At 61.9% G+C, this 22,765-nt stretch carries 20 protein-coding genes; 10 read left to right on the top strand and 10 right to left on the bottom strand.

The window, feature by feature from the left end:
* The first annotated feature begins 115 nt into the window (after positions 1 to 115).
* A complete protein-coding gene (locus ACFWYE_RS07075) occupies positions 116 to 562 on the top strand; it encodes a PaaI family thioesterase (protein WP_379110432.1) in 447 nt (148 codons plus the stop codon).
* A gap of 6 nt (positions 563 to 568) precedes the next feature.
* Here the strand turns inward: ACFWYE_RS07075 and ACFWYE_RS07080 are convergent, their stop codons facing one another.
* On the bottom strand, positions 569 to 1,444 hold the full coding sequence (locus ACFWYE_RS07080) for a sigma-70 family RNA polymerase sigma factor (protein ID WP_379110434.1): 876 nt from the start codon (positions 1,442 to 1,444) through the stop codon (positions 569 to 571).
* Between the two features lie 115 nt (positions 1,445 to 1,559).
* On the opposite strand from ACFWYE_RS07080, the gene ACFWYE_RS07085 reads away from it, so the two are divergent.
* On the top strand, positions 1,560 to 2,018 hold the full coding sequence (locus tag ACFWYE_RS07085; RefSeq protein ID WP_379110436.1) for a carboxymuconolactone decarboxylase family protein: 459 nt from the start codon (positions 1,560 to 1,562) through the stop codon (positions 2,016 to 2,018).
* 52 nt (positions 2,019 to 2,070) lie between these two features.
* On the opposite strand, the gene ACFWYE_RS07090 is transcribed toward ACFWYE_RS07085, so the two are convergent.
* Positions 2,071 to 2,928 (bottom strand): NAD(P)H-binding protein, encoded by an 858-nt coding sequence (locus ACFWYE_RS07090; RefSeq protein WP_379110438.1) that lies wholly within the window; start codon positions 2,926 to 2,928, stop codon positions 2,071 to 2,073.
* Between the two features lie 57 nt (positions 2,929 to 2,985).
* Here ACFWYE_RS07090 and ACFWYE_RS07095 point away from each other — a divergent pair, with 57 nt between their 5' ends.
* From ACFWYE_RS07095 to rpsI, 3 genes are all read left to right on the top strand, one after another.
* Positions 2,986 to 3,513 (top strand): winged helix-turn-helix transcriptional regulator, encoded by a 528-nt coding sequence (locus ACFWYE_RS07095; protein WP_379110440.1) that lies wholly within the window; start codon positions 2,986 to 2,988, stop codon positions 3,511 to 3,513.
* Positions 3,514 to 3,732: 219 nt separating this feature from the next.
* The gene (rplM, locus tag ACFWYE_RS07100; protein WP_129410383.1) at positions 3,733 to 4,194 is read left to right on the top strand and encodes a 50S ribosomal protein L13; all 462 of its coding nucleotides are present in this window, start codon (positions 3,733 to 3,735) and stop codon (positions 4,192 to 4,194) included.
* A gap of 2 nt (positions 4,195 to 4,196) precedes the next feature.
* Positions 4,197 to 4,673: a 30S ribosomal protein S9 gene (gene rpsI, locus ACFWYE_RS07105; protein ID WP_129410384.1), complete on the top strand. Its 477-nt coding sequence runs from the start codon at positions 4,197 to 4,199 to the stop codon at positions 4,671 to 4,673.
* Positions 4,674 to 4,761: 88 nt separating this feature from the next.
* Here the strand turns inward: rpsI and ACFWYE_RS07110 are convergent, their stop codons facing one another.
* From ACFWYE_RS07110 to ACFWYE_RS07120, 3 genes are all read right to left on the bottom strand, one after another.
* Complete coding sequence (locus ACFWYE_RS07110; RefSeq protein ID WP_379110441.1) at positions 4,762 to 5,814, bottom strand: glycerophosphodiester phosphodiesterase family protein; 1,053 nt, start codon at positions 5,812 to 5,814, stop codon at positions 4,762 to 4,764.
* A gap of 112 nt (positions 5,815 to 5,926) precedes the next feature.
* On the bottom strand, positions 5,927 to 6,316 hold the full coding sequence (locus ACFWYE_RS07115; protein WP_379072754.1) for a hypothetical protein: 390 nt from the start codon (positions 6,314 to 6,316) through the stop codon (positions 5,927 to 5,929).
* 149 nt (positions 6,317 to 6,465) lie between these two features.
* Positions 6,466 to 7,089 carry an invasion associated locus B family protein gene (locus tag ACFWYE_RS07120; RefSeq protein ID WP_129410386.1) on the bottom strand — a complete coding sequence of 208 codons (624 nt, stop codon included), beginning with the start codon at positions 7,087 to 7,089 and terminating at the stop codon, positions 6,466 to 6,468.
* A gap of 288 nt (positions 7,090 to 7,377) precedes the next feature.
* Between ACFWYE_RS07120 and ACFWYE_RS07125 the strand changes: the two genes are divergently transcribed.
* Both ACFWYE_RS07125 and ACFWYE_RS07130 read left to right on the top strand, forming a co-directional pair.
* Positions 7,378 to 9,192, top strand: coding sequence for an extracellular solute-binding protein (locus ACFWYE_RS07125; protein WP_379110442.1), 1,815 nt, complete (start codon positions 7,378 to 7,380; stop codon positions 9,190 to 9,192).
* 119 nt (positions 9,193 to 9,311) lie between these two features.
* Positions 9,312 to 9,986, top strand: coding sequence for a DsbA family oxidoreductase (locus ACFWYE_RS07130; protein ID WP_379110444.1), 675 nt, complete (start codon positions 9,312 to 9,314; stop codon positions 9,984 to 9,986).
* Positions 9,987 to 9,991: 5 nt separating this feature from the next.
* Here the strand turns inward: ACFWYE_RS07130 and mfd are convergent, their stop codons facing one another.
* Together mfd and ACFWYE_RS07140 are read right to left on the bottom strand one after the other, a co-directional pair.
* Complete coding sequence (gene mfd / locus ACFWYE_RS07135; RefSeq protein ID WP_379110446.1) at positions 9,992 to 13,480, bottom strand: transcription-repair coupling factor; 3,489 nt, start codon at positions 13,478 to 13,480, stop codon at positions 9,992 to 9,994.
* Positions 13,481 to 13,487: 7 nt separating this feature from the next.
* Positions 13,488 to 13,790, bottom strand: a complete 303-nt coding sequence (locus tag ACFWYE_RS07140) for a succinate dehydrogenase assembly factor 2 (protein WP_379072760.1) — start codon at positions 13,788 to 13,790, stop codon at positions 13,488 to 13,490.
* Between the two features lie 186 nt (positions 13,791 to 13,976).
* Between ACFWYE_RS07140 and ACFWYE_RS07145 the strand changes: the two genes are divergently transcribed.
* The 3 genes from ACFWYE_RS07145 to recG all read left to right on the top strand — a co-directional run bounded on the left by ACFWYE_RS07145 (position 13,977) and on the right by recG (position 18,407).
* Entirely contained in the window at positions 13,977 to 14,231 is a 255-nt protein-coding gene (locus ACFWYE_RS07145) for a hypothetical protein (RefSeq protein WP_165358006.1), read from the top strand.
* 125 nt (positions 14,232 to 14,356) lie between these two features.
* Complete coding sequence (locus tag ACFWYE_RS07150) at positions 14,357 to 16,222, top strand: RiPP maturation radical SAM C-methyltransferase (protein WP_379110448.1); 1,866 nt, start codon at positions 14,357 to 14,359, stop codon at positions 16,220 to 16,222.
* Positions 16,223 to 16,298: 76 nt separating this feature from the next.
* Positions 16,299 to 18,407 (top strand): ATP-dependent DNA helicase RecG, encoded by a 2,109-nt coding sequence (gene recG, locus ACFWYE_RS07155; RefSeq protein WP_379110450.1) that lies wholly within the window; start codon positions 16,299 to 16,301, stop codon positions 18,405 to 18,407.
* 79 nt (positions 18,408 to 18,486) lie between these two features.
* Here recG and ACFWYE_RS07160 read toward each other — a convergent pair whose 3' ends face one another.
* From ACFWYE_RS07160 to glmU, 3 genes are all read right to left on the bottom strand, one after another.
* The gene (locus ACFWYE_RS07160; protein ID WP_379110451.1) at positions 18,487 to 19,212 is read right to left on the bottom strand and encodes a DUF502 domain-containing protein; all 726 of its coding nucleotides are present in this window, start codon (positions 19,210 to 19,212) and stop codon (positions 18,487 to 18,489) included.
* Positions 19,213 to 19,319: 107 nt separating this feature from the next.
* The gene (gene glmS, locus ACFWYE_RS07165) at positions 19,320 to 21,143 is read right to left on the bottom strand and encodes a glutamine--fructose-6-phosphate transaminase (isomerizing) (RefSeq protein ID WP_379110453.1); all 1,824 of its coding nucleotides are present in this window, start codon (positions 21,141 to 21,143) and stop codon (positions 19,320 to 19,322) included.
* Between the two features lie 256 nt (positions 21,144 to 21,399).
* Positions 21,400 to 22,749 (bottom strand): bifunctional UDP-N-acetylglucosamine diphosphorylase/glucosamine-1-phosphate N-acetyltransferase GlmU, encoded by a 1,350-nt coding sequence (gene glmU, locus ACFWYE_RS07170; RefSeq protein ID WP_379110454.1) that lies wholly within the window; start codon positions 22,747 to 22,749, stop codon positions 21,400 to 21,402.
* Positions 22,750 to 22,765: the final 16 nt, after the last annotated feature.

Below are 22,765 nucleotides of genomic sequence, written 5' to 3' on the forward strand. Positions count from 1 at the left end.
TGTTCTTTCGCAATTCCGGACGGAAGACCATTACACAGTTTCCCTGGAGTTGCCCTGGGATCATAACAGGCGTCGGGCAAAGACCGAAGCGCCACGACAATGAACGGACGATGCCATGCCGATGCAGGACGATCTCAGGCCGGTGCTGACCGCAGGCGAGGCAAACGCCCTCCTGAAATCCGTCTACCCGCAGCTCAACGACGATTATCTCGCCTATGAGGCCGTCGACATCTTCCCGGGCGGCTGCACGGTTCGTCTCAATGCCGACGAGCGGCACCTGCGTCCCGGTGGCACCGTGTCAGGCCCCTGCCTGTTCACGCTGGCCGATATCGGCGGGTATGTCTGCGTGCTTTCCCACGCCGGCCCGGATGCGCTGTCCGTCACCACCAATCTCAACATCAACTTCATGCGCAAGGCCGATGCTGGGCCGGTTCTCGGCCACTGCCGCATCCTGAAACTAGGCCGGAGCCTCATGGTCTACGACATCGATATCGTCGCCGGAGCAACGGGCCACACCGTCGCCCAGGCCACCGGCACGTATTCGATCCCACCGAAGCGCTGATCACGGTCAGTCGAGCACCGTCACGTCCAACCCGGCCAGGCTTTCGCGATCCGCCACAGCCTCGATGCCGGCAATGCGATCACCTTTCAGTGCGACGCGCAGGACAAGCAGCGTCCGGCCACCGGCCTCGACCACCACGCCGAGCGCACCGTCGAGCATGGCCGGTTTTGCCCCACGGGCGCGGCCGTTGAACGCATTGGCAACGGCCGTCGGCCCACGCAATTCGGCCTCGGAGCCCAATCGCATCGCGGCCTCATCGGCCCGGAACACGACCTCCGGATCCAGGATCGAGAGCAGCGCCTCGAAATTGCCGTCACGCGACGCGGCGATAAAGGCCTCGACGACCTTGCGCTGGCGGGCACGATCCGCTTCGGGCGAGACCGAGGTGCCCTGCACGCGCTGGCGGGCGCGGCTGGCCAGCTTGCGCGTTGCATCGGTCGTGCGCCCGACGATCGGGGCAATGTCATCGAACGGCAGGTCGAACATGTCGTGCAGGACGAAAGCGACCCGCTCGGCCGGCCCAAGCGTCTCCAGGACGATGAGCATGGCAAGACCAACTGAATCGGCCATGGCGAGCTGGTACTCGGGATCGTAGGAGGCTGTGCCGGCTTCGGACGGCAGATCGTGCTCCCCGTCACTGATCGGATCTTCACGACGCAGTTTGCGTGAGCGCAGCATGTCGAGGCAGATGCGCGCTGTCACCGTCCTCAGCCAGGCACCGAGGTTCTCGACGTCGCCAACGTCGGTCCGGTTCAGCCGCAGCCAAGTTTCCTGCACGGCGTCCTCGGCCTCGGTGCGGGAGCCGAGCATGCGGAAGGCAACGGCTCTCAGATGAGCGCGACTTGCCTCGAACTGGCCTGCCAGAAACTTTTTTTCGTCCATCGGTCACATTCCCTGTCTGCCGTGCGTCATGCCGATGACGAACGAAATCCGGCCGATGTGACCAACAGGGCGCGGAAATCGTCGTGAACCTCGATCTAACACGGAGATGAAAGCCATGCAGGCCCGAATGAAGAACCCCGTCTTTGTAATCCCCGAAGCCATGCAGGCGCTGATGGCGCTCAACAAGGCGACGGAAAAGAGCGGCCTTTCCGAGGTCACCACCAAACTCGTCCATCTGCGCGCCAGCCAGATCAATGGATGCAGCGTGTGCGTGGACATGCATGCGCAGGAACTGAAGAAGGCGGGAGAGACCGACCGCCGTATCTTTGCGGTGGCGGCCTGGCGCGATACACCGTTCTTCAATGAGGCCGAGCGCGCGGCGCTTGCACTCACCGAGGCCGTGACGTGCATTGCCGACCGCTCCGACGCAGTGCCGGACGATGTCTGGAATGAAGCCGCCAAACATTACGACGAGAAGGCCATCTCCGGGCTGCTGTTGCAGATCGCCCAGATCAACGTGTGGAACCGGCTGAACGCCAGCGTGCGGCAGGTGGCTGGCGCCGCGTGGAATTGATTGAAAAACACGTCGAGGGCCGGGAGCAACCCGGCCTTCGACACGGTTTTTGCTATGCTGGCTGAGCCTGGAGCCGGCGAACGACGTCGCCAATCGATTCTTCGAGCGAGCGGGGTCTGTTTCCTGAAAGGGTCTCGACTGCGTCGGTCGTCGCAGCCACCCATCCCTCGGCGACGGGATGGAAGATTGCCGCCAGAAGTTCGGCATAGCCCTGAGACAGTCCGCCGGCCACCGTTTCGGCGATGAAGGTGCGGTCGTCTATCGAACTGTAGCGGATTGTCCGGCCGAGCGCCTCCGACAACAGCGCAGCTGCCTCGGCATAGCTGTACGCCCTGGAACCGGTCAGCGCGAACGCCTTGCCGTCATGGCGGCTCGTCACCAGCGCGCCGGCGGCAGCAGCGGCGATGTCACGGGCATCAATGAAACTTGTCTTCCCCTCACCCGCCGGCACGCGAATTTCACCGGCCTGCACGCCCCTCGCCCAATAAGTCGCGAAATTGTCGCTGAACCAGTTGGGGCGCAGGATCACGAAAGGCGTGCCGGAGCGTTCAAGCTGCAGTTCCAGTTGCCGGAACGGAATGGCATCGCTGGCGTCGACGCCGATCGCCGTCTGGAGAACCACCTTGATCTTGCGTGACGCTGCGGCCCTCACCACCGGCCCCAACAGGCCGAGCTGGTCGAGGTAACCCGCCGGGGAAACGCCATAGATGCGATCGACGCCGTCCAGCGCCGGCTCAAGACTGTGCGGATTGGACAAGTCGAGCCGGACGGGTTCGGCACCGGCCGGCAGGCTCGGGGAGGCAGCACGACTTGCCGCCTTGACCTGCTCTCCCTTACGCAACAATTCGGCGACCAGCGGTGCTCCGACATTGCCTGTCGCCGCCAGAACCAGGATCTTTCCTTTGGACATATCAAACTCCTGACGCTTTCTTTTCGAAAGCGGGTTTCAAACAGAAGCTTGTTAGCCATGGGAAACGTAGATAAAAAGAAGGCACTGTCCGGTTACAAGGTGGTGCGTGCCGCACCCAAGTTACCGGCAGGTAATCGCCCCGACGGACAAGCAGCCATGCGCAACTATGACGTCTATGCCGAGAATTGCCCGACAAGGCTGCTGCTCGATCATATAGCGGACAAATGGACTGCGCTGGTCTTGTGGAAAATCTCGGACGGACCGGTGCGCTTCAACCAATTGCGCCGCGACGTCGAAGGCATCTCGACAAAAGTGTTGTCGCAGACCCTGAAACGGCTCGGCCGCGACGGGTTGATCGCGCGCAAGGTCTTCGCCACCGTACCGGTTACCGTGGAATATTCGATCACCCCGCTGGGCAACACGCTCGCCGAGAAACTCTCGGCCATCACGGAGTGGGCCGAAGCCAATATCGAAGCGGTGATTGCAGCCCAGGAACGCTTCGATCGTGATTGTGTCTGTGCAGACGGCCCCGAGGCTGTGAATGGCGAGAAACGCGGCCTTATTCAGGCGGCCGGAATGCGGTAAAATAATACCTCACTTTTAACATATTGTTTTTAAACTATTTTTTGAAAAACCCTTGATTTTCGATCGCTTGACGACAGCAATGGCCTCTCCTATAAGCCGACGCAAAGCAGCGGCCTGCAAAGGCCGCCGTTTTGTTATTGGCAACGGGCCGATGCCGGCTGCCAATGAAAGCAACAAGAAACGCCTTCTTTTGAAGGTCCGAAACGAAAGCATGTAACCATGGCAACCTTTTCGCAGAAGCCTGCGGACGTGGTGAAGAAGTGGGTGCTGATCGACGCCGAGGGTCTCGTCGTCGGTCGTCTGGCATCGCTCGTCGCCAACATCCTGCGCGGCAAGAACAAGCCCACCTTCACGCCCCACGTCGACGACGGTGACAATGTCATCATCATCAACGCCGACAAGGTCGTTTTCACCGGCAAGAAGTACACCGACAAGGTCTACTACTGGCACACCGGTCACCCCGGCGGCATCAAGGAGCGCACTGCGCGCCAGCTGCTCGAAGGCCGCTTCCCGGAGCGCGTTGTCGAGAAGGCCGTTGAACGCATGATCCCGCGCGGCCCGCTCGGCCGTCGCCAGATGAAGAACCTCCGCGTCTATGCCGGCGCTGAGCACCCGCACACCGCCCAGCAGCCTGTGACGCTCGACGTCGGCGCGCTGAACGCCAAGAACAAGAGGGCTTGATAATGGCTGAGCTTTCCTCGCTCGCAGAACTCGGCTCGGTCGCGCAGACCGCGCAGCCGGCCGCTCCGGTCCACGTCCAGAAGCTCGACAAGTCGGGCCGCGCCTATGCCACTGGCAAGCGCAAGGACGCCATCGCCCGCGTCTGGGTGAAGCCCGGCTCCGGCAAGATCACTGTCAACGACAAGGAATTCGGCGCTTATTTCGCGCGTCCGGTCCTGCAGATGATCCTCAACCAGCCGATCATCGCGGCAAACCGCGCCGGCCAGTACGACATCGTCGCCACTGTTACCGGCGGTGGTCTCTCCGGCCAGGCCGGTGCCGTGCGCCACGGCATCTCCAAGGCGCTCACCTACTACGAGCCGGCGCTGCGCGCCGTTCTCAAGAAGGGCGGCTTCCTGACCCGCGACAGCCGTACCGTCGAGCGTAAGAAGTACGGCAAGGCCAAGGCCCGCCGCAGCTTCCAGTTCTCGAAGCGCTAAGCGTTTCACGGAATCGATCGAAAAGGCCGCCTTCGGGCGGCCTTTTTGCTTGCCTGAGGGCAGAAGCTGTCCCGCTGCCCTTGCAGGGTCAATTGATGCTGGCTGTTGTCGTCGGCACTTCAGGCCGCCTTTCACCATAGGGCACACGATAGCCCTTGGCCGCCAGCCACTCGATCGCAGCCCGCGGCTCATCCGTCTGGATGATGGTGGCGCCGCGCTCGGCCCAGAAACCCCAGCTTTCGGCAGGCATGGCCGCCGCTACGGCCAATTCATCACCGCGCCCCCCCGCTAGGAACCCGCCAGGTTTGTTGAGGATGGCATAGGTGTTCGCCCACAGATGCCAGCCGCCACGCACGGCAGTTGCACGCATTCGGGTTGAGAACAGCGCACCACCGGTTTCGGTCAGCGTCTCGGCACCATTGCGCCAGTTGATCAATTCCATCGCATGGGAATTGAAGGTCCGGGCAACCTTCTCGACAAAAGCCGCATCGCGCACGGCATCGTCGGCAATGATCGGCATGAACTGGAAGCCCCTGCCCGCGGCCTTCAGAGCGGCCCCCACCTCGGTGATGCGTGCGTCGCTCCAGATGTTCTCCTTGACCACGACCTGTTCGGCCATGCCAAGCGCCTTCGCCTCGGCAATGATTCCGGGCAATGCGTCAGTGCCAAGCTTGTTGTCGACATTGACCAGGATGCGCCCGCGCGTGACAGCAAGCAATTCGGAGAGTGTCGAGACAGTTTCGTTCGTTTCGACGCGTCCCGCCTCGATGACCAGCCGGCAGCTTTTGAGCTCCAGAACGGAGCGTTCCGCAGCCTCGCCTTTGCAGGTCGTGGTACGGTCGAGCCAGCTGTCATGCATGATGATGAAGGTGCCGTCCTTCGAACGGCGCACATCGACCTCGATCATTTCCGCACCCGCCGAGATGGCATCCTCGATGGCAGCCAGCGAGTTCTCGGGGAAGCGTGCCTTGCCGCCCTGCAGGCCACCGGCGCGATGCGCCACGACCATGACATGATCACGCCATTGGTTTGCATGCTGCAGGCGCTCGAGGACGAGTGCAGCGCGATCCTGCCCCGCGGCAGATCCGAACGTCATCGTCAGCATGGCGGCCAGTGCCGCCCCGAGCCGTGCCATCCGCATAAAGAATCGCTCCGTGCCGGAAAAGGCGATTTGAAAATCGCCGGGATCGGCGCCGCTCATAGCGGCCCGGCATGACGACGGCGTGAACGAAGCCGGCTTGCAAGAGGAACGCTCAGGGCGTGAGAAGCCGCTCGCGACCACCGGGCTCCATCATTTTGAGCCTGGTTTCAGCCCCATCCGCATCAAGGATGACATAACTTTGGTCGTCACCGCCGACAAAGCTCAGTCCCGCACCCGTGAGAGAAGCGCCAATCTTTACCGCAGGCTGGCCGTCGGGTTGGATCAGCCGCAACAAGGTTGTTTCAGTAGCGCCCTCGGCTGGAGGCTGGATGGTGATGGTGGCACGCAGCCGCCCCTCCTTGTCGATAATCTCCAGTCCATTGCCTCGCAAGATACCTGGCTCGCTTAGGGCTCGTGCGGGCAACACCCGGTCCAGTCCCATCCCGAAAAGCAAGGCAAGATTGGTCACGGTCAGTGCTGTCAGAAGCGTTTCGCGTTTCATTGCAGTTCCTCCCGTCGCAATGGAGAAGACAAGCCCGCCAAGGGCCAGACCATGCTGCGTGAACGCTATCTGACGGGCGAGGCATCCCGCCAACAAAAAACCCCGGCCTGAGCCGGGGTTTCAAGTGCTTCATGGCCCTCGAGTGGCAATTACTGTGCCGTCTTGGCCTTCTCCTGCTCTTCCTTGAGCTTCTTGGAGAAGTCCTGGTTGTTCTTGTTAACGAACTCCTGCAGCTTCTTCTGACGGTCTTCGATGTCAGACTGCTGCATGGCCGGGCCGTCGAAGGCGGTGCCGAAACCTGTCAGCGGAATCTTGATCGGGTTCGGCTGTGCCTGGAAATTGATCGAGGTCAGCGTGATCTGCTGGCCCTTCTTGAAGGAGGTGACGAGCTGGTCGGTCAGCGGCACCTCGGCAACGCAGCGATCCGGGAAGCAGATGACATAGTCGAGCTTCTGCGCCTTGTTGTTGTCGATCTGGAGTGCGATGCCGGGAGGAACCAGACGGCCGCTCGGTACGGTGACCTGGAACACCTTGCGGTTCACCTTGCCGCGCAGGTCGATCAGGCTGACGCCGGTGATCAACTGGCCGTTGCCGGCGGTCTGGATGTTCTGCACGTTGCAGATGTCGACATCTTCCTGCTTGGTGCAGGCCTTGAACCAGCCCTGCGGGATCTGCTGCTGAGCGGAAGCAGCCGGAACGCCCGCACCCAGGATGCCGACGACGCCAGCGGCCATGAGCGAAAGACGATGAGCTTTGCTGTTCAGGCTCTTCATATGATGAACTTCCTCTACCTTGATCCCCGTAGCGGCCTTCAGACCTTGGCGTGCTACCTCTTGCCCAAATGAGGCAACAGAATGACTTCGCCCGGCGTGTTACACCGGCATTGTTCCCGAATCCAGCCCACCAGCGCATTTCCTGCCCAGTTTGGCCGTTCTGTTCTTTGCCAGCTTCGTCAGTCGGCTTGCGCCAGTTGCCCGACCATTTGTTGACTATGGCCACGGTACGGCCACAGCTCATGCTAGGTTGCGTCTCGAATCACACGTTCCGTTCGAGGATACGGCATGAGCCGCTCTTTTTACTGGCTGACCGCCGCGTTTCTTCTGATTGGCAGCGCCTCGACCCTGGCTGAGCCGAAATACGGCATCGCCATGCAGGGCGAGCCGGAACTGCCGGCCGGGTTCAGCCATTTCCGCTACGCCAATCCCGATGCGCCGAAGGGCGGAAACGTCACCTATTGCGTGGTCGGCTCGTTCGACAATCTCAATCCCTTCATCATCAAGAGCCTGCGCACCACAGCGCGCGGCATGATCGACACGATCTATGGCAACCTCGTCTTCGAGCCGTTGATGCAGCGCAACTACGACGAGCCGTTTGGTCTCTACGGCCTGCTTGCCGATAGCGTCGACATGGATCCGGAGCGCAAATGGATCGAGTTCCACATCGATCCCAAGGCCAGGTGGTCGGACGGGCAACCGGTAACGCCGGAGGATGTCCTGTTCACCTATGACGTCTTCACCGAAAAGGGTCGGCCGCCCTATTCCGATCGCATGAAGCGGGTGGAGAAGCTGGAAAAGACCGGCGAGCGCAGCGTGCGTTTCACCTTCAACGAGCTGTCGGACCGGGAATTTCCGCTGATCATCGCGATGACGCCGATTATCCCGAAACACGCCTTCGACAAGGAGACCTTCGACAAGACGACCCTGAAGCCGCTGATCGGTTCAGGCCCCTACACGGTCGACAAGGTTGCTCCGGGCCAGCGCATCATCTTCAAGCGCAATCCCGACTACTGGGCCAGGGATATCCCTTCCAAGCGCGGCTTTGACAATTACGACCGCATCACGATCGAATATTTCCTGAATTCGAACGCACAGCTTGAAGCATTCAAGAAGGGTATCTGCGCCGTCAACATGGAGACCGATCCGGTCAAGCGCGAGCGCGACATGGACTTCCCGGCCTTCAAGCGCGGCGAGGTGGTGGCGGAAACGTTCAAGAGCGGTATTCCGCCAGTGGTCACCGGTTTTCTTTTCAACACTCGCCTGCCGAAATTCGCCAATGCCGAGGTGCGCCACGCGCTCGGCATGCTTTACGACTTCGAATGGGCGAACAAGAACCTGTTCAACAACCGCTACGCGCGCCTGAAGAGCTTCTGGCAGGATTCGGAGCTTTCGGCCCTCGGTCATCCAGCCAGCGACAAGGAAAAGGCGCTTCTGGCACCGTATCCAGGCCGCGTGCCCGCCGACGTCATGGACGGCACCTGGCTGCCTCCCGTCACGGATGGCAGCGGCCAGGACCGCAAGGTACTGAAGGCGGCCTTCGAGATCCTCAAGGGTCAAGGCTATCATATTGAAAACGGCCAGTTGCTCGACAAACAGGGCCAGCCCTTTACATTCGAAATCCTCACCTCGTCGCAGGATGAAGAACGGCTCGCATCGCTCTATCAGCGCACGCTGGCCAAGATCGGCATCACCGTTTCGATCCGTTCGCTCGATGGCGACCAGATCCAGTCGCGCAAGCAGCGTTACGATTTCGACGTTCTGATCGGCGCCAGCGGCTTCAACAATTCGCTCTCGCCCGGTATCGAGCAGCGAGGGCGCTGGGGATCGGAAGCGGCCAAGGTCGACGGCTCGTTCAATCTGGCCGGCGTTGCCGAACCGGCCGTGGATGCTGCAATCAACGCCATGCTCAACGCGCGCACCAAGGAAGATTTCGTTGCCGCGGTACGCGTGCTCGACAGGTTGCTCATCTCGGGCAACTATATGGTGCCGATGCAGTACAATCCCGACCAGTGGGTCGCATACTGGAGCTATCTGGAGCATCCCAAGGTAACGCCGCTGTTCGGCTACCAGTTGCCGGTATGGTGGCGCAAACCGGACTGAACCCCAGAGCGATTTTCTCCGCGCACCGCGGAAATGCTCTGACACTTTGTTTGTACGCGATTCCGGACAGAAACCGCTTCACTTCTCCTGGAATTGCCCTACCGCGAAAGGACGAAGCGATGAGCGAGACCCTGAGCATCGACGTGGTGTCGGATGTCGTCTGCCCCTGGTGCTTCCTCGGCGAGAAGCGGCTGCAGCATGCGATTGCAAGCCTGAAGGACGTAAGCGTCGAGATGCGCTGGCGGCCATTCCAGCTCGACCCGAGCATTCCGCCGGAGGGCAAGGACCGCAAGGCCTATATGCAGGCCAAGTTCGGCGACGGTGACCGCTTGAAGCAGATCCACGCCAACCTGGTGTCGCTGGGCGCCGCGGAAGGCATTTCCTTCGACTTCGACGCCATCAAGGTGGCTCCCAACACCTTGGACGCACATCGCGTCATCCGCTGGGCAGGGACTGCCGGTATTGCCGTCCAGAACAAGCTGGTCGATCGCTTGTTCAGCGCCTACTTCGAACGCGGGGAAAACACCGGCGCCCCCCATGTGCTGATCGAGGCCGCGCGCGAGGCCGGCATGGATGTCTCCATCGTCGAGACCTTGCTGCCGACCGACGCGGACGTGGAAGCCGTGAAGGCCGAGATCGCGACCGCCGCACGCATGGGCATCACCGGCGTTCCATGCTTCCTGATCGAGGGGCGCTATGCGGTGATGGGCGCACAGGACACCGACACGCTCGCCGACGCCATCCGTCAGGTGGCCGAAGCCAAGGCGCGCGGAGAACTGGAAAAGGCGGTCTAGAGGACCTACACCGCCAGTTTCGCGAGCTGCGTCATCACCACGGCTGAACCTGCCAGCCGCTTTTCCGCCGTCGGCCAATCGCGGGTGAAGACCACGCTTTGATCCGGCCTGATCTTGGCCAGGGATCCCTGTTCGCCGATGAACTTGACCAGGGCCACGGGATTGGAGAATTCCTTTTTGCGGAACTGGATCACGACGCCCTTCGGACCTGCGTCGAGTTTCTCGACATTGGCCTTGCGGCACAATGCCTTGATGAAGACGATCTTCAGCAGGTGCTTCACTTCCTCCGGCAATGGACCGAAGCGATCGATCAGTTCCGCACCGAAGGCATCGATCTCCTCGGTGGTCTCCAGGTCGCCAAGGCGCCGGTAGAGCGCCAGCCTGAGCTGCAGGTCCGGCACGTAGCCTTCGGGGATCATGACGGCGGTGCCGACGGTGATCTGCGGCGACCAGCCGGTGTCGGCAACCTCGCCGGAATCCTTCACCTCTGCGACAGCCTCTTCCAGCATCTGCTGGTAAAGTTCGAAGCCGACCTCCTTGATGTGGCCGGATTGCTCCTCGCCGAGCAGATTGCCGGCGCCGCGGATGTCGAGGTCATGGCTGGCGAGCTGGAAGCCCGCCCCCAGCGTGTCCAGCGACTGCAGCACCTTCAGGCGGCGATCGGCGGTGTCGGTGAGTTTCTTGTTGGCCGGCAGCGAGAACAGCGCATAGGCACGCACCTTCGAGCGACCGACCCGGCCGCGCAACTGATAGAGCTGGGCCAGGCCAAACATGTCGGCGCGATGCACGATCAGCGTATTGGCCGTCGGAATGTCGAGACCGGACTCCACGATCGTGGTGGAGAGCAGAACGTCGTACTGACCGTCATAGAAAGCATTCATGATGTCGTCGAGCTCGCCCGGCGGCATCTGGCCATGGGCAACTGCCACTTTGAGCTCGGGTACTTCTGCCTTCAGGAAATCGTGGATTTCCGATAGGTCCGAGATCCGCGGCACGACGTAGAATGAATGGCCGCCGCGATAACGCTCGCGCAGCAGCGTTTCACGGATGACCAGCGGATCAAACGGCGAGATGAAGGTGCGCACCGCCATGCGGTCGACCGGCGGCGTGGCGATCAGCGACAGTTCGCGCACACCGGTCAGCGCCAATTGCAGCGTGCGCGGAATCGGCGTCGCCGACAGTGTCAGCACGTGCACGTCGCTCTTCAGCTCCTTCAGGCGCTCCTTGTGCTTGACGCCGAAATGCTGCTCCTCATCGATGATCAGCAGGCCGAGGTTCTTGAAGGAGATGGAGGAACCCAGCAGCGCGTGGGTGCCGACGACGATATCGACCGTGCCATCGGCAATGCCTTTCTTGGTTTCAGCAAGTTCCTTGGCGCCGACCAGCCGCGATGCCTGGCGCACGCGGATCGGCAGACCTGAAAAGCGCTGCGAAAAGGTCTTGAAATGCTGGCGCGACAGCAGCGTCGTCGGCACCACCACGGCGACCTGGAAACCTTCCATGGCCGCGATGAAGGCGGCCCGCAGCGCCACTTCGGTCTTGCCGAAGCCGACGTCGCCGCAGATCAGGCGATCCATCGGCCGGCCGGCGGAAAGGTCCTCGGTCACCGCATCGATTGCCGACTGCTGGTCGTCGGTCTCTTCGTAAGGGAAGCGTGCGGCGAACTCGCCGTAAAGCCCGTCGGCGGGCACCATGGCGGGCGCTGCACGCATCTGACGCTCGGCAGCGATGCGGATCAACTGGCCGGCCATGTCGAGCAGCCGGCGCTTCAGCCTGGCCTTGCGTGCCTGCCAGGCACCGCCGCCCAGCTTATCGAGCGTGGCTTCGGCCGAGTCCGATCCGTAGCGGGACAGCAGTTCGATGTTCTCGACCGGCAGGAACAGCCGGTCATCGCCAGCATAGCGGATTTCCAGGCAGTCGTGCGGTGCGCCGGCGGCCTCGATGGTTTTCAGGCCGACGAACCGGCCGATGCCATGATCGGCGTGAACGACGATGTCGCCATGCGACAGCGAAGCTGCCTCGGCGATGAAATCGGCAGCGCGCTTCTTGCGCTTGGAACGGCGCACCAGCCGGTCGCCCAGAATATCCTGTTCGGCCACGACGACCAGTGCGTCGGTCTCGAAGCCGGTTTCCAGAGGCAGGACCGCCAGACCCGCCTCGCCCGGCGCCAGCTTTTCAGCGTCGGCGAGCGACGTGACCTGCTTGATGTTGCCGAGGTGGTGTTCAGCCAGGATCTGGCCGAGACGATCGAGCGAACCTTCGGTCCAGCCGGCGACGATGACCCGGCGCCTGGCGGCACGCTCTTCGGCGATGTGTTTGACCGCCACGTCGAAGACGTTTGCATTCGGGTCGGCGCGTTCCTCGGCGAAAGAGCGACCGGCACGGGAACCGGCGTGGAAAACCTTGCGCCCCCCGGCGTCCGGTGCATCGAACGGCGTGAATTCGATCTGCTCGCGTTCTCCGGTTGCCGCCTTTACATCATCCGGCGCCAGATACATCAGCGCCGGCGCCACCGGCTTGTAGGGCACGGCATCCTTGAGCGCCGCATCCGCCTGTTTGCGCCGTGCCTCATAGTGGTCGAGGATGAGATCGTGCCGCTCGGTCAACGCCTCATGCGACAGGTGATCAAATACCACCGGCGCTTCCGGCAGGTAGTCGAAAACCGTTTCCAGCCGCTCGTAGAAGAACGGCAACCAGTGTTCCATGCCGGCGAAGCGACGCCCTTCGGAGACCGCAGCATAGAGGCCATCATCGCGCGACGGCGCACCGAAGGCCTCGATGTAGGAGCGGCGAAAGCGGCTGATGGTTTCCGGCGTCAGCGCCACCTCGCTCATCGCCTGCAGTGTCATCGCCTTGCGCTGGCCGGTCGTGCGCTGGCTGGCGACGTCGAAACTGCGGATCGATTCCAGCGTGTCACCAAAGAAGTCGAGGCGCAGGCCTTCGCTCCAACCCGGGGCGTAGAGATCGAGGATGCCGCCACGCACGGCGAATTCACCGATATCGCGCACCGTCGGCACGCGCTCGAAGCCGGAATTCTCCAGCCGCGAAATCAGCTTGTTCATGTCGACCTGATTGCCAGGCCTGGCGTGGAACGTCTGGCCCTCCAGCAATTCGGCGGGCGGCATGCGCTGCAACAGAGCGTTGACAGTGGTCAGCACGATGGCCCGGTGCGGCTTCCTGGCCAGAGCGATCATCGCCGCCAGCGCATCCAGCCGCCGCCCGGCGGCATCCGAACCCGGCGAAACACGGTCGTAAGGCAGGCAATCCCAGGCTGGGAGTTCCAGCACCGGCAGTCCGGGCGCGACAAAGGCAAGCGCCTCGACGATGGCAGGCAGACGCTGGCCGTCACGAGCGACGAACAGCAGAGGCCCGTCGGGTGCGATCTCGTTCGCCGCCTGAACCAGTGCAAAGGCTTCAAAGCCATCGGCGACACCGTCGACGATACAGGAGGCTGCGCGGCCCTTGGGCAGGCCGATTTTGGGTATCAGGCTCATGGTCGTTTCAGAATTCAAGCGTTTCGCGCGACGCCAGGATCTTGTGCAGGATCGGCAGATCGATGTCACCGGGAACCGGTTCGCCTCCGGTCAGCCAGGGCATCAGCACGGTGTCGGAAATTTCGAGGAGCTTTTCATATTGATGGATCTCGGCGGCGGTCAAGCTGGCGATCTCGCGCTCCGCGAAATTGCCAAGGATGAGATCCATCTCCTTCATGCCGCGATGCCAGGAACGGAACAGGAGCTTCTTGCGATGCGGGTCCAGTTCATTGTTCGCCAATCTTGCGTTCGATCGTGTCGTTGCGGTCATGGCGGCGGCATCCCTTACTTGCAGGGCGCATATAGCGTGGATAGGCGGCGGTGTCAGCCTGTTCCCCGACGAACGCAGCTCGGTCGCCGGTCTCCTCGACTGTGATCGATCTCACAGTCACCTGCCCGGCTTCGTGATCAGATTTCCGGTGCACTCAAGCACCTGGTCACATGAGGGAGCATGATTATGGTCAAAGCAGTCACCAAAAGTCCCGTCAAGACCACTGCCGCCAGCCTGAAAAGCACCGATGTAAAGTTCGGCGACAGTTTTCTCAGCGATCCGTCGAAAGCCTTGAAAGCCAAGGGCCTGGTCATTTCAGACGCCGAGGCCACCCGGCTCTCCCGCGAAGTCGCCAAGCTGAGAACGCGCCCCGGCGGCGCGCTCACCGGCTCCGAGGCCGCGGAAACCGAAGTCACAGTATCCGTCGGCGTCAAATTCTGACGAAGACTGGGAGATCGACGGCGGTAAACCGCCGTCGATCCAGCCATGCGTTCATCGTGCAGAGCCCTCCGCGCCATGCGTACCGACGCGGAGGGAGTTTCCCCGACAAAAAACAGAGGTGCACCATGTTCGACGCAGACTACAATACAGCCGACATCCTTGTGGTCGTACCGCCTTTCGCCAGCCCGGATCGACCGGCTCTCGGTCCGCACGTGATTGCCGCGCGCGCAGCGCAGGCCGGCTACGAAGCCCGAGTGCTTTATGCCAACCTCTCCTTCGCCAGCAGGATCGGCGTTCGCCGTTACCAGAAGCTCTGCGGAACACCGACCGGACTGCTGATCGGGGAACGGATTTTCGCGCGCGCCATGTTCGGAACCAAGGCGCATGGGCGCATGGAACCCGAAGTCGCACGCGCCATTGCCGCCGCGACCGCCCCATCAAGCGTCACGCTCGACTGGCTCCAGCAAACCGCCAGGCAATGGGCCGATGATTTCTCCGCCGCACTCGCAGCGATGCCCGCAACCATTATCGGTTTCAGCACCGTCTTCGAGCAAACCCTGGCTGCGCTATCCATCGCAAAACGAACCAAGAAAGCGGCACCGGACAAGATCTTCCTGCTCGGCGGCGCCAATGTCGACGGCATCATGTCGGAAGGCATCCAGCCACTGGCCGGCTCGATCGATCACATCTTCTCGGGCGAAAGCGACGTCTCCTTCGTCGATTTCCTGACCAATCTGCGCGATCAAAAACCGGGTAATGGCAAGATCATCCGTGGCGAACCGCTCGAGGCCCTCGATGACTCGCCGATGCCCGACTACGATGATTATTTCGCGCAACTGGCGCAGACGGTAGGCTGCGACATTCACCCCGACGGACTGCGTCCGGAAGAAATCTGGCTGCCTTATGAAACAAGCCGCGGCTGCTGGTGGGGAGCCAAGCAGCATTGCACCTTCTGTGGTCTCAACGCCAACGGCATGCAGCATCGGCAGAAATCGGCGGAAAAAGCATTCACCGAACTCAATGACCTCGTTGCGCGACACAAGTCGACGAGGATCATGATGGTCGACAACATCATGCCGCACTCCTACTTCTCGACCCTGCTTCCGGAACTGGCCAAGGCCGAGAACAAGGTTGGCATCTTCTACGAACAGAAGGCCAATCTCTCCTTCCAGAAGATGAAGCTGCTGAAGTCGGCCGGGGTCGAGCGCATCCAGCCCGGCATCGAGTCACTCGCGACCTCGGTGCTGAAACTGATGCGCAAGGGGAGCACGCTGAAGATCAATCTCGACTGCCTGCGTTTCGCCAGGGCGCTCGGCATCGAAGCCGCCTGGAATCTGCTGACCGATTTTCCCGGCGACGAAGACATTGCCTATGAGGTCACGGCACGCCTGATCCCGCTGCTGCAGCACCTGCAGCCACCAGTCGGGGTCGGCCAGCTCAGCATCGAACGGTTCAGCCCGTATTTCGACAGGAAGGACGACTACAAGATCACCAACGTCCGGCCGATTCCGGCCTATGGTCTGGCGTTCCCGACGATCGAACGAGCCGACGACATCGCCTATCACTTCACTGGCGACTACGATTCCAGCCTTCGCCGCAGACCGGACCTGGCGCGCCGGCTGGGTGACGGTGTCGAGGCCTGGAAAGCGGCCTGGGCGCCGGACCGCGTCATGCCGGTCCTGTGCGTGCTCGACCTCTCACCCGGCCGTTACCTGCTGGCGGACACGCGTGCCTGCGCCGATGTGGATGCCGAAATCCTCAACGAAGCGACAATGTCGGCCTATCTTTCCGGTATCGGCGACCAAACGGTACTGCGACGCGGGCTCGATCGGGGCTACCTGCATGATGACTATGGGCTGCTGTTGCCACTGGCGACGGCAACCGAACATCTGCTCGAGAGGTTCGAGACACCCCGCAACCATGCAGCCGGGTTGGATCGGCACGCAGCTGGATCAGCGAGCACTCACTCCCTGAAAACCGCCAGCGCCTGACAACCGCAAATCTGAAGCGACAGGAACCGGCCGCATATGCCTTGCGCATGCGGCCGCTTCCGCGCTTATTGCAACGATGCGCCCTTCCCTGCTCGACCCGCTGTTCTCATCCATCACGACGCTGGCCGGTGTCGGATCAAAGGTGGCAACACTCATCGAGCGGGTTCTGCCGGTGGATCTCGGCGACCGGGAGGCGCGTGTCGGCGATCTTCTGTTCGTGCTGCCGAACTCGGTCATCGACCGCCGCAATCGGCCGGGCATAGCCAATGCGATCGAAGGTGCGATCGTCACGCTGGAGGTGCGGATCGATCGACACCAGCCGCCACCACGCGGCAACCGGTCTGTGCCCTACCGGGTCTACGCGCATGATGACACCAGCGAGATCACGCTGACCTTCTTCCACGCCCATGCCAGCTATCTCGAAAAGGCAATGCCCGAGGGCGAGCTGGTCGTGGTGTCCGGCCGCATGGAGTGGTTCAACGGCCGGCCGAGCATGGTGCACCCCGACCATATCGCGCTGGCAAGCGATGCAGGCAACCTGCCGCTGGTCGAACCGGTGTATCCGCTCACGGCAGGGCTATCCTCGAAAGTGCTGCGGCGTGCCATCGGCCAGGCGCTGGAGCGTGTGCCCGCGCTTTCGGAATGGCAGGACGCCGGTTTCATGCGGCGTCATACCTTTCCATCATTCGCGGCAGCGCTTAGCCGGGTGCATAATCCGGAAAGCCCGATCGATGCCCAGCCGGAAAGTGCGGCCTGGCGCAGGGTCGCCTATGACGAATTCCTGGCAGGCCAGCTGTCGCTGGCGCTGGTGCGCTCTCGAATCCGCAAGTTATCAGGCAGGCCGTTGAACGGTGACGGCCGCATCATCGAACGGCTGCGCACGGCCCTGCCCTATTCGCTGACGGTTTCGCAGGAAGCAGCACTTGCCGAGATCCTCACCGATCTTGCAACGCCCGAACGCATGCTGCGCCTGCTGCAGGGCGATGTCGGCTCCGGCAAGACAGTGGTTGCATTGCTGGCCATGGCGCGCGCGGTCGAGGCGGGCGGTCAGGCAGCACTGATGGCGCCGACCGAAATCCTGGCGCGCCAACATCTCGCCACCATCGCACCGCTGGCCGAAAAAGCCGGGCTCACGACAGCCATCCTCACCGGCCGCGAAAAGGGGCGCGAACGCACCGAGACGCTGGCCAGGCTAGCCGATGGATCGATCGACATCGTCGTCGGCACCCATGCGCTGTTCCAGGAGAGCGTGGCTTTCAAGAACCTGGTCTTTGCGGTGATCGATGAGCAACACCGTTTCGGTGTGCATCAGCGGCTCGCCATCACCGCCAAGGGCGATGCCCCCGACATGCTGGTGATGACGGCGACGCCGATCCCACGCACGCTGGTGCTCACTGCGTTCGGCGACATGGACGTCTCCAAACTCACCGAAAAACCGGCCGGGCGGCAGCCGATCCGGACCGTCACCTTGCCGCTGGAACGGTTGGACGAACTGGTCGGCCGCATCCGCGACGCGGCAGCGGAAGGCCAGAAGATCTACTGGATATGCCCGCTGGTCGAGGAGTCCGAAGAGATCAGGCTGATGTCTGCGGAAGATCGTTTCGCTTCGCTGAAACCGGTGTTCGGCGATCGTCTCGGGTTCGTGCACGGCCGCATGAAAGGCGCCGAAAAAGACGAGGCCATGCGCGCCTTCAAGGAAGGCGAGACCCGCGTGCTGATCGCCACCACGGTCATTGAAGTGGGCGTCGACGTGCCGGACGCCACGATCATGGTGATCGAACATGCCGAGCGCTTCGGCCTGGCGCAATTGCATCAGCTGCGCGGTCGCGTCGGTCGCGGCTCGAAGCCGTCGAGCTGCGTGTTGCTCTACAAGGATCCCCTCGGTGAAACGGCAAAGCGACGGCTCTCGGTGATGCGCGAGACCGAGGACGGCTTCGTCATCGCTGAAGAGGATCTGAAGCTGCGCGGCGAAGGCGAGCTTCTCGGCACCCGCCAGTCAGGCACGCCTGGTTTCCAGGTGGCGCGCATCGATGTGCACGCCGACTTGCTGGAGGCAGCGCGCGACGATGCAAGGCTGATCCTTTCGCGCGACCCTGAACTTCAGGACGACCGCGGCGAGGCGCTGAGGCTGCTGCTTTATTTGTTCGGGCGCGATGAGGCGGTGCGGCTCTTGCGGGCCGGCTGAGGCTAGAGCGTTTCCGTTCTTGCGGGAACGTGGAAACGCTCTAACTCCTTGTTTTTCCGCAATTCCGAACGGAAAACCGCTATGCACTTTTCCTGGAATTGCTCAACGTACCGGCAGACGGATTGCCGAGATCGATCAGTTGCCCATCCGGTCCCTTGACCTTTTTCCTCGGATCCGGCGCGACGAGACCGGCCGAGACGATCAGGCGGGCGCCCTCCTCGATGGTCATGTCGAGCATGACGATCTCGGACTTGCGCACATACATCAGGAAGCCGGTGGTCGGGTTCGGCGTACATGGCATGAACACGCCGATCAGAGGATCGCCGGCGACATCCAGCTTCTCGTTGATCTCGGTGTGCTTTTCGCCGGCGACGAAGACCAGCGACCAGACATCCTTGCGTGGATATTCGACCAGCCCGACCTGGCGGAACATTTCGCTCTTGTTTGAAAGAACGGTCTCGAAAATCTGCTTCAGGGAACCATAGATGCCGCGTACCAGCGGCATTCGTCCGAGCAGGCGTTCGCCGAAGGTGACGATGGCGCGGCCGACGATGTTGGCGGCAAGGAAACCGATCAGCGTGATCAGCACCAGCGCGACGATGAGCCCGAAACCAGGAACCGGAAACGGCAGGTAGGTGTCGGGATTGTAGCGCCCCGGAATGTAGGGTTTGACCCAGGAATCGACCCAGCCGACGAACGACCACGCAATATAGGCGGTGATCGCCAGCGGTGCGCAGACGACGAAGCCCGCGAGGAAATAGTTCCTCAGCCGGGTTATCGCTGATGTTCTGGGTGTATCCGACATTCCGTGCTTGGCCATGCTCTAAGATTGTGCGCTGCACCTATCTTAGAGCATCAACACGAATGGGCGACAATCACTATCGCGACAGGACCAACGCGACAGGCTGGCAGTTACTCCACCGTGACTGATTTGGCCAGGTTACGCGGCTGATCGACGTCGGTGCCCATGAACACCGCCGTGAAATAGGCCAGCATCTGGACCGGCAGCGCGTAGAGTATGGGCGCGATGATTTCCGGCACATCCGGCAGCACGATGGTGTCGATGGTCTTGACTGTCGACTTCTCGGCGCCCTTCTTGTCGGTGATCAGGATGATCTTGCCGCCACGCGCTGCAACCTCCTGCATGTTCGAAACGGTCTTCTCGAAGATGCGGTCGAACGGAGCGATGACGACGACCGGCATGTTTTCGTCGATCAGTGCGATCGGTCCATGCTTGAGCTCACCCGCTGCGTAGCCTTCCGCGTGGATGTAGGATAGTTCCTTGAGCTTCAGCGCGCCCTCGAGCGCCAGCGGGAAATTGGTGTCGCGGCCGAGATAAAGCACATCGCGGTGATGGGCGAGATCGCGCGAGACCTTCTCGATCTGCTCTTCCAGCTTGATGACCTGGCTGGCCAGACGCGGCGCCTCGGCGAGCTGCTTGACCAGCCTCGCCTCGTCATCGGGCGAGATGAAGCCACGAGCAACACCAGCGCGCACGGCCAGCGCCGCCATCACCGAAAGCTGACAGGTGAAAGCCTTGGTGGAAGCAACGCCGATCTCCGGCCCGGCGAGGATCGGCAGAACGATATCGGCTTCGCGCGCCATGGTCGATTCGCGCACATTGACGACGACGCCGATCGGCACGCCTTCCTTGCGGCAGTAGCGCAACGAGGCCAGCGTGTCGGCCGTCTCGCCGGACTGGGAAATGAAGAGCGCGGCGCTGTTCTTCGACAGCGGCATTTCGCGGTAGCGGAACTCCGAGGCGATATCGATATCAACCGGAAGCCTCGCCAGGCGCTCGAACCAGTATTTGCCGACGAGGCCGGCAAGATAAGCGGTGCCGCAGGCAGAGATCGCAAGGCGGTCGATCTTGGCGAAATCCCACGGCAGGTCCAGCGCCTTGGCCTTGCCATTGGTAAAATCGATGTAGTTGCCGAGCGTGTGGGAAATGACTTCCGGCTGCTCGTGGATTTCCTTGTGCATGAAGTGGCGATGGTTGCCCTTGTCGACCAGGAACGAGGTGCCGATCGACTGCTGGCGCTTGCGCTCGACCTTGTTGCCATCCATGTCGAAGATGGTGATTTCGTTGCGGCGCACCACCGCCCAGTCGCCGTCTTCAAGGTAAGTGATGGAATTGGTGAACGGCGCCAGCGCGATGGCGTCCGAACCGAGATACATTTCGCCCTCGCCATGGCCGACCGCGAGCGGCGGGCCGTTGCGGGCACCGACGATGAGGTCTTCGTCGCCCTTGAACATGATGGCGAGTGCAAAAGCGCCTTCAAGGCGCTTCAGCGCGTTGTGAGCGGCCTCCACGGGCTTGGCGCCGCGCGCCGTTTCGCGCGAGACCAGATGAGCGACGACTTCGGTGTCGGTCTGCGAGGAGAATTCATAGCCATCCGCCGAAAGCTCGGTGCGCAGCTCGGCAAAATTCTCGATGATGCCGTTGTGGACGATCGCCACGCCATTGGAGAAATGCGGATGTGCGTTGGTTTCATTGGGAACGCCGTGCGTCGCCCAGCGCGTGTGACCGATGCCGATGGTGCCATCGAGCGGCTCGGCCTGCAGCCGACGCTCCAGATTGACCAGCTTGCCCTCGGCGCGGCGTCGCGACAGTTCGCCATGTTCGATCGTGGCGACACCGGCTGAATCGTAGCCACGGTATTCGAGCCGCTTCAGCGCGTCGACGATCAGCGGTGCAACCGGCGAATGGCCGACAATTCCCACAATTCCGCACATAAAAAGTTGCCCCGATTCCTCTTGGCGATCACCCGGCCGCTGTTTAATTGACCGCTGTCGCCCACGACAATCACATTGCGTTTCGTCCAGTCTTTTGACTTAGAGCGTTTCCGGTTTTTCCGGAAACACTGAAACGCTCTAACTTTTTGCGCAATTCCGAATGGAAAACCGCCACGCACTTTTCCTGGAATTGCTCTAGACCTGCTCCGGTGCCTCGTATGACAAGCTCTTGGCGAAGTCCAGCCGCAACAACTTCCTATTTCTTGACAGCAGAAGCTCGGCGCTCGCGCAGTTCCTTGCCCTTGCCAGGCAAGGTTTTCTGGCGTGCGCGACCGAATGCCAAAGCATCTTCCGGAACATCTTCCGTAATCACACTGCCGGAAGCGATGTATGCGCCGTCGCCAAGCTTGATCGGCGCCACCAGCGACGAGTTCGAGCCAACAAAAGCGCCGGCCCCGATGTCGGTGAAGAACTTGGAATAGCCGTCATAATTGCAGGTGATGGTGCCCGCGCCGATGTTGGCACCGGCGCCGACGCGCGCGTCGCCGATATAGGTCAGATGGTTGACCTTGGCGCCGGCCTCGATCCGGGCGTTCTTGACCTCTACGAAGTTTCCGACCTTGGCCTTGGCCGCGAGATCGGAGCCTGGGCGTAGGCGCGCGTAGGGGCCGATGTCGGCATTGGCCGCAACGGTAGCACCTTCCAGGTGACTGAACGCGTGGATCTTCACGCCGCCGGCGATGGTCACGCCCGGACCAAAGAACACATTGGGCTCGACCACCGTATCCTGACCGATCTCAGTGTCATATGAGAAGTAGACCGTCTCCGGCGCGATCAGCGTAACGCCGGCAAGCATTGCCTCCTTGCGCCGGCGCTTCTGCCAGATGGCCTCCGCTTCGGCGAGCTCGGCGCGATTGTTGATGCCGAGCGCGTTCTCGTAGCCTGCCTCGGTTGCAACGACATCCAGCCCCTTGCCGTTGGCGATCTCGACGATATCGGTCAGGTAGTATTCACCCTTGGCGTTGGCATTGCCGACGCCGTCAAGCAGGTCGAGCGCGTGCTTGCCGGAGACAGCCATCATGCCGGCATTGCAAAAACCGATCTTGCGCTCCTCATCGGTGCAATCCTTTTCCTCGCGGATCGCGATCAGTTTGCCTCCCTTTTCAAGCAGCCTGCCATAGCCGGCAGGGCTTGGCGGGCGGAAGCCGATGACCACCACGGCAGCTCCTTCGGCGAGCCTGGCCCGCGCCTCACCGAGAGCCCCGGCATCGATCAAGGGGGTGTCTCCAAACATGACGAGGACGTCATCATACCCCTTGGCGATGGCTTCGCGTGCAGCCAACACGGCATGCGCGGTGCCCAGGCGCTGTTCCTGGACGAAGGTGCCGGCCCGCGGCGCAAACTTTTCCGCTGCCTTGCGCATCTCCTCGGCGCCATGGCCGATCACCAGAGCGATGTCGGTGGCACCGGCGGTCTCCGCAGCCTTCACCACATGCGCCACCATCGGCAGGCCGGCAATCTGGTGCAGGACCTTGGGCAGCGCGCTTTTCATACGCGTGCCTTCGCCGGCGGCGAGGATGATGGACAGGCAGGTTCTGGATGTCATGAGCGGCTACCGATGC

The sequence above is a fragment of the Mesorhizobium sp. NPDC059025 genome, assembly GCF_042739655.1.
Taxonomy (GTDB): Bacteria; Pseudomonadota; Alphaproteobacteria; order Rhizobiales; family Rhizobiaceae; genus Mesorhizobium.

Coding starts and splice junctions, on each gene's coding strand:
- ACFWYE_RS07130 (WP_379110444.1), top strand. CDS start 9,312: ATGAGCGAGACCCTGAGCATCGACGTGGTGTCGGATGTCGTCTGCCCC.
- ACFWYE_RS07120 (WP_129410386.1), bottom strand. CDS start 7,089: ATGAAGAGCCTGAACAGCAAAGCTCATCGTCTTTCGCTCATGGCCGCT.
- ACFWYE_RS07090 (WP_379110438.1), bottom strand. CDS start 2,928: ATGTCCAAAGGAAAGATCCTGGTTCTGGCGGCGACAGGCAATGTCGGA.
- ACFWYE_RS07085 (WP_379110436.1), top strand. CDS start 1,560: ATGCAGGCCCGAATGAAGAACCCCGTCTTTGTAATCCCCGAAGCCATG.
- glmU (WP_379110454.1), bottom strand. CDS start 22,749: ATGACATCCAGAACCTGCCTGTCCATCATCCTCGCCGCCGGCGAAGGC.
- ACFWYE_RS07095 (WP_379110440.1), top strand. CDS start 2,986: ATGGGAAACGTAGATAAAAAGAAGGCACTGTCCGGTTACAAGGTGGTG.
- ACFWYE_RS07125 (WP_379110442.1), top strand. CDS start 7,378: ATGAGCCGCTCTTTTTACTGGCTGACCGCCGCGTTTCTTCTGATTGGC.
- ACFWYE_RS07150 (WP_379110448.1), top strand. CDS start 14,357: ATGTTCGACGCAGACTACAATACAGCCGACATCCTTGTGGTCGTACCG.
- ACFWYE_RS07080 (WP_379110434.1), bottom strand. CDS start 1,444: ATGGACGAAAAAAAGTTTCTGGCAGGCCAGTTCGAGGCAAGTCGCGCT.
- ACFWYE_RS07160 (WP_379110451.1), bottom strand. CDS start 19,212: ATGTCGGATACACCCAGAACATCAGCGATAACCCGGCTGAGGAACTAT.
- rpsI (WP_129410384.1), top strand. CDS start 4,197: ATGGCTGAGCTTTCCTCGCTCGCAGAACTCGGCTCGGTCGCGCAGACC.
- ACFWYE_RS07075 (WP_379110432.1), top strand. CDS start 116: ATGCCGATGCAGGACGATCTCAGGCCGGTGCTGACCGCAGGCGAGGCA.
- mfd (WP_379110446.1), bottom strand. CDS start 13,480: ATGAGCCTGATACCCAAAATCGGCCTGCCCAAGGGCCGCGCAGCCTCC.
- glmS (WP_379110453.1), bottom strand. CDS start 21,143: ATGTGCGGAATTGTGGGAATTGTCGGCCATTCGCCGGTTGCACCGCTG.
- recG (WP_379110450.1), top strand. CDS start 16,299: ATGCGCCCTTCCCTGCTCGACCCGCTGTTCTCATCCATCACGACGCTG.
- ACFWYE_RS07110 (WP_379110441.1), bottom strand. CDS start 5,814: ATGCGGATGGCACGGCTCGGGGCGGCACTGGCCGCCATGCTGACGATG.
- ACFWYE_RS07115 (WP_379072754.1), bottom strand. CDS start 6,316: ATGAAACGCGAAACGCTTCTGACAGCACTGACCGTGACCAATCTTGCC.
- rplM (WP_129410383.1), top strand. CDS start 3,733: ATGGCAACCTTTTCGCAGAAGCCTGCGGACGTGGTGAAGAAGTGGGTG.
- ACFWYE_RS07145 (WP_165358006.1), top strand. CDS start 13,977: ATGGTCAAAGCAGTCACCAAAAGTCCCGTCAAGACCACTGCCGCCAGC.
- ACFWYE_RS07140 (WP_379072760.1), bottom strand. CDS start 13,790: ATGACCGCAACGACACGATCGAACGCAAGATTGGCGAACAATGAACTG.